Raw genomic sequence first — 5,349 nt, 5'->3', positions numbered from 1 at the left:
GCGATCCCGGCCCGTTTCGCCTGGGTGAACGCGTAAGCCTCCAAATTGCGGATGCGGTGGTAGAGGTCACGGTGCACTTGGACGTAGATCTGCCCGCCGTCCTCACCGAACTTCACCGGCTGATAGATCAGTTCGCCGGGCGTTCCAGGCTGAACCAGTGTGTACAGCTCGGCGATGTGCTCAGGGTACAAGCGGATGCACCCGTGCGTGGTCTGGCGGCCGATCGACCAGGGCACGTCCGTGCCGTGAATCTCATACAGCCCCTTGGACAGCCGAATACGGTACCCACCCAAGGGGTTGTCGGGTCCCGGCGGCACGACGCCTCTCGGCTCATCCATCCCTTGCTGGATCGAGACCGGCACAATCCACGTCGGGTTCTTGTCTTTCGACCGGACCGTAAACGGGCCGACCGGGCTCGGCGCGTGATCGGTGCCGATGCCCACCGGCCATGTGCGTACGTACACCGACTCGCCCGGGCGGGCGTGCGTGGGAAACAGGTAGAGCCGCATTTCTGCAATGTTGATGACCAGCCCGCGGTAGCGTGAGCGGGGAATGATCCAGCGCGACGGAATGACGACGTCCGCGCCGGCCTTGGGGACCCACTCGTCCATTTTCGGGTTGGCGTCCTGCAGTTCTTGAAAACCGAGACCGGCGTCGTGGGCGATATCCAACAACGTTTCGCCGGATTCGACCCGGTGCTGCTGCAGCCGTCCGATCAAGGCCGGCAGGTGCCCTGGTCCCGGGATAACCGTCCGCGCCGCAGTGATTTTATCCAACTGCTCGACTGGCGGCGGCGCGGGCTTGATAGTCGTTGAACACCCTGCCAACGTCGCCAGGAGAAGGACGCTGAGGCGAGACGCCGCCCGTTGTCTTGCCACACCAGATTGGTTAACAACGCGCCCGGTCCGCGGCAAGATGGGAAGTGGAATAGCGCTCGACGGCGGCCGTTTGAATTAGTACTGCAGGCGCTGGCGATACGGGCATTTCCGATGCAGAATGTCCGCCGCAGACACGTAAGGAGGAGCCGATGCACGTAGAGACCGTTCGGGGCTTGATCGACACATACACACTCGGCGTCACGCTCATGCACGAGCACGTGTTCGTGCTGAGCCCGGAGATCCAGCAGAACTATCCCGGCAACTGGAACGAGGAGGAGCGCGTGGCCGACGCCGTGGCCAAGCTCAACGAGCTGAAGTCTCGCGGTGTGGACACGCTCGTGGATCCCACGGTAATCGGTCTTGGCCGCCACATCCCTCGCATTGAGCGCGTCGCGCGGCAGACGAAGCTGAACATCGTCGCCGCGACCGGCCTGTATACCTACAACGAGCTGCCGTTCTACTTCCATTTGCGCGGGCCCGGGACACCGCTCGATGGGCCGGAGGTGATGGTCGATATGTTTGTGAAGGACATCACCGAAGGTATCGCCGGCACCGGCGTCAAGGCCGGCATACTCAAGTGCGCCACCGAGGTCGCCGGTCTGACGCCGGGGGTTGAGCGCGTGCTGCGCGCCGTTGCCCAGGCGCACCGCCGGACCGGTGTGCCGATCACCACGCACACGCACGCTCACACGCATCGCGGACGAGACCAGCAACGCGTGTTCAAGGAGGAGGGCGTCGATCTGAGCCGCGTGATCATCGGCCACTGCGGCGACACCACTGATTTGGATTACCTGAAGGAACTGGCGGACAACGGCTCCTACATCGGCATGGACCGCTTCGGCATCGATGTGATGCTGCCGTTCGAGGATCGGGTGAACACCGTGGCTGAGCTGTGCAAGCAAGGCTACGCGGGCAAAATGGTTCTGTCCCACGACGCCTCCTGCTTCATCGACTGGATGGACGTCGAAATGAAGGAGGCGGCGCTGCCCAAATGGAAATACACGTTGATCTCCGATGAGGTGCTGCCGGCCCTTCGCGTGCGGGGGGTCACCGAGGCACAGATCCGTCAGATGATGGTCGAGAACCCGCGGCGCATTTTCGAGCACGGAGGAGCGTACTGATGGCCAGGGCGCCTGAAGGCGGAAAGTCGTCGTCCGCGAGTCACGTTTCGCCCGAAGCCGCCCGGAGCGACCCAGCGGGGAGCGGCCCACCGCACCGAGGCCGGGCGCAGCCCTTCGACATGAGCGGCATTGCGCGCGGCGCCGACGGCATCGCGCGCTATCTCGACCGGCCGCGTTCGCTGGTCGAGATGTTGCGAAGGACGGTCGACCGCATTCCCGATGCCGAGGCCATCGTCGAGATCGGCGGAGAACGAGTCACGTATCAGCAACTGTGGGATCGGTGTGTCCGCGTTGCCGGCGGCTTGCGGGCGCAAGGGATCAAGCGGGGAGATCGGGTGGCCAATCATCTCCCCAACGGGCTCGATTGGGTGCTGAGTTTCTTCGGCGGACTGATGGCTGGCGCGGTGGTGGTGCCGGTGAATACGCGCTTTGCCGAGCCGGAGGTGAAGTACGTGGTGGAAGACTCGGGCTCTCGTCTCGTGTTCGAGCCGGGCCAGCCTCTTCCCGACGGGGCGCCGTTCGTCGTCGAGGATCTTGCAATCGACGATCTTGCCGCGCTGTTCTACACCAGCGGCACCACCGGGTTTCCAAAGGGTGCGATGACGACGCACGCCAACTTCCTATCGAACACGGAGACGGCGCGGCGTGTCGTGCACCTGCCGGTCGATGGGCGCGGCATCCGTAACTTGATTTCGGTGCCGCTCTTTCACGCCACCGGGTGCGACAGCCAGCTTCTCCCGACGGTCGAACAGGGCGGCACCACGGTGATCATGCGGGCCTTCGATGTGCAGGCTTTCCTGCACGCCATCCGCGATGAGCGCATCAACCTGCTGGTGTCGGTGCCGGCGATCTACTGGTTCGCCATCCAGCAGCCCAACTTCTCCGAGTTCGACATGTCCGGCGTGCGCTGGGCCAGCTACGGCGGCGCGCCTATCGCCCCGGCGCTCGTGCACCAGATCATGGCGAAGTTTCCCAACGCCCGCGTCGGCAACGGCTTCGGGCTGACGGAGACCTCGTCGATCAGCACCTTTCTGCCCCACGAGCATGCCGTCGAACATGCCGACAGCGTCGGCTTCCCGGCTCCCGTCGTCGATCTCGACGTGGTCGAGCCCGACCCACAAACAGGTGTGGGTGAACTGCTGGTGCGTGGGCCCAATGTCGTGGCCGGTTACTGGAACAAGCCGCAGGCTACGGCCGAGACCTTCATCAAGGGCTGGTTACACACCGGCGATCTGGCGCGCATCGACGCGCAAGGCCTCACGTACATCGTCGACCGCAAGAAGGACATGATCGATCGCGGCGGTGAGAACGTGTACTGCGTCGAGGTGGAGAACGCGCTGCAGGCGCACCCGGCGGTGTTCGAGGTGGCGGTGGTGGGCGTGCCGGACACCATGATGGGCGAGAAGGTCGGCGCCATCATCGTGCCGGCCCCAGGCCAAACGATCGATCCGGCGGAGCTGCGGGCGTTCGCCCGCCAGCACCTGGCCGATTTCAAGATCCCGGAGTACATCGTCGTGCGCAATGAGCTGTTGCCGCGCAACCCGGCAGGCAAGGTGCTCAAGGCCCCGCTGCGCCACCAAACCGAGTGGGGCAAACCGCTGCGCTGACGAATTGGAGATTCATGGGTGAGGCTCGGAGCGGCAGGCTTCATCCTGCACACCCGCGCACCTTGGCAGGGTGTACCCACGCGACGGTGTTGCCCCGGCTTACAGCAGGACGAGCTGACGCGGTTTGCGTCGCGGGGGCGGTTGCTCGCCTACGACCGACGAACTCCGGCCCTGGTCCCAGACCGTTCTGCCGCCGTAGTCGCTAGCGTCAAGGGACTCGCGCGCAACGAACTGTTTGAGACTCGGACCCGTCACGGCGTGCTCCAACGCCCGCGCTTGCTCGTCCAAGTGCCGAATCGCCGCGAGCTTGTCGTCGAGACCAAGCGTCGCGTGATCGACAGCGCTCCGCATGACGCGGATGGTTTCGTCGTACACCTTCACGGGTACCGGAAACGGATGACCGTCTTTGCCACCGTGCGCGAGCGAGAAGCGGGCTGGATCGGAAAAGCGGCACGGCGCGCCGTGCACGACTTCGCTGACCATGGCCAGCGCGAAGACGGTGCGGGCCCCGAGCCCAGGGACCAGCAGCAATTCGGCGAAATCTGCCGGCCCGCGATCGGCTGCGGCCACGAGTGTTGCGCGCAAGCGGCGCAGCAGCACATCGGACAACCGCACGTCGTGATGTGCCGGCATGTGGAGATGCGGTGCGGCCCCATCACGGACCTTGTGGAGCATCGCCACCACGCGGTCCGGGTCACCGCGCGTCAGCTGCACCTGGCAGCGACGCGAGTCCTCGGCGCGACGGTCCGTGAGGTTGACGATCAGTCCCTGATTCGGGCCGTCGATCGCCGCGTGCGGTTGATCGACAAAACTCTGCAAGCCTTCGGAGAGCCAGTGGTAGCGCCGCGCCTGCCGGCGTTCGACATTCATCCCTTGCTGCACGATCGCCCAGGTGCCGTCGTCGGTAACTACAAAACTGTGGAGATAGAGTTCGAAGCCGTCCTGCACCGCGGCGCTGTCGACCTTGGCGACCAGACGGCTGGTGCGTGCCAGTTGGTCACCGTCTACGCCGACCCGCTCGCCGACAGCGACGAGCTCGGCGGGAGTGGCGCGCGAATGCCTGCCGCGCCCGCCGCAGACGTGAATTCCGAGCTCCTGCCGCACCGGCGCCAAGCCGCGCTTGAGCGCGCCCATCACGCTCGTCGTGATGCCGGAGGAGTGCCAGTCCATTCCCATCACCGCGCCGAACGATTGAAACCAGAACGGATGCGCCAGGCGGCGTAAGAATTCGTCACGCCCGTAATGCTGCACGATGGCTTCGACGATGACCCGTCCGAGACGGGCCATCCGTGCGGCGAGCCAGTGCGGTACCTGACCGCCATGTAAAGGAAGATCCGCGCTGCCAGTCCGGTGCGCCATGGCAATCGGACCTTAGACGGCCAGGGACCGGCAGCGCAAGGGAGACCTGTCACCGGGTACTGTCCTATTTCGGAGCTGAGTGTCGGAATTTCAAGCCGCGGGTGTCCCAATTTGACGTGCTGGGCGGGAGTGCCGTAAGCGCCGAAGCCGACCACGCCACCAGCACCGGCTCGTCCGGCCTCGCGAGCGTTCCAGCCTAGAGTTACTCGGGGCGGGGAACTCAGCTAACATGGGAAATGGAGCGTTGTCTTGACAATCAGGAGGTATCTGGCGCAATGAATGCGCGGAGGGTGACGGCGTGCCAGGTGGCGTTGATGTGGAGGCGGTGGAACAATCCCTTTCGCGCATTCCTCCCGCCATTCGTCCGAAGTTTGAGGTCAGAGA

General features: G+C 64.7%; 4 protein-coding genes. 2 read left to right on the top strand and 2 right to left on the bottom strand.

Features of this window, described 5'->3' with window-relative positions; translation table 11 throughout:
* On the bottom strand, nt 1–776 hold a 776-nt coding region (locus tag VF515_18840), incomplete at its 3' end, for a L,D-transpeptidase family protein (GenBank protein ID HEX7409690.1).
* Nucleotides 777–1,027: 251 nt separating this feature from the next.
* Here VF515_18840 and VF515_18835 point away from each other — a divergent pair.
* Both VF515_18835 and VF515_18830 read left to right on the top strand, forming a co-directional pair.
* Nucleotides 1,028–1,999 (top strand): phosphotriesterase-related protein, encoded by a 972-nt coding sequence (locus VF515_18835; protein HEX7409689.1) that lies wholly within the window; start codon nt 1,028–1,030, stop codon nt 1,997–1,999.
* Nucleotides 2,000–2,118: 119 nt separating this feature from the next.
* Nucleotides 2,119–3,606: an AMP-binding protein gene (locus VF515_18830; GenBank protein HEX7409688.1), complete on the top strand. Its 1,488-nt coding sequence runs from the start codon at nt 2,119–2,121 to the stop codon at nt 3,604–3,606.
* Between the two features lie 99 nt (nt 3,607–3,705).
* On the opposite strand, the gene VF515_18825 is transcribed toward VF515_18830, so the two are convergent.
* Nucleotides 3,706–4,965, bottom strand: a complete 1,260-nt coding sequence (locus VF515_18825; protein ID HEX7409687.1) for a DUF763 domain-containing protein — start codon at nt 4,963–4,965, stop codon at nt 3,706–3,708.
* Nucleotides 4,966–5,349 lie beyond the last annotated feature (384 nt).

The organism is Candidatus Binatia bacterium, from assembly GCA_036382395.1.
In the GTDB taxonomy this organism is placed as follows: domain Bacteria; phylum Desulfobacterota; class Binatia; order HRBIN30; family HRBIN30; genus JAGDMS01.
This window is presented reverse-complemented; position numbering and strand designations above follow the sequence as displayed.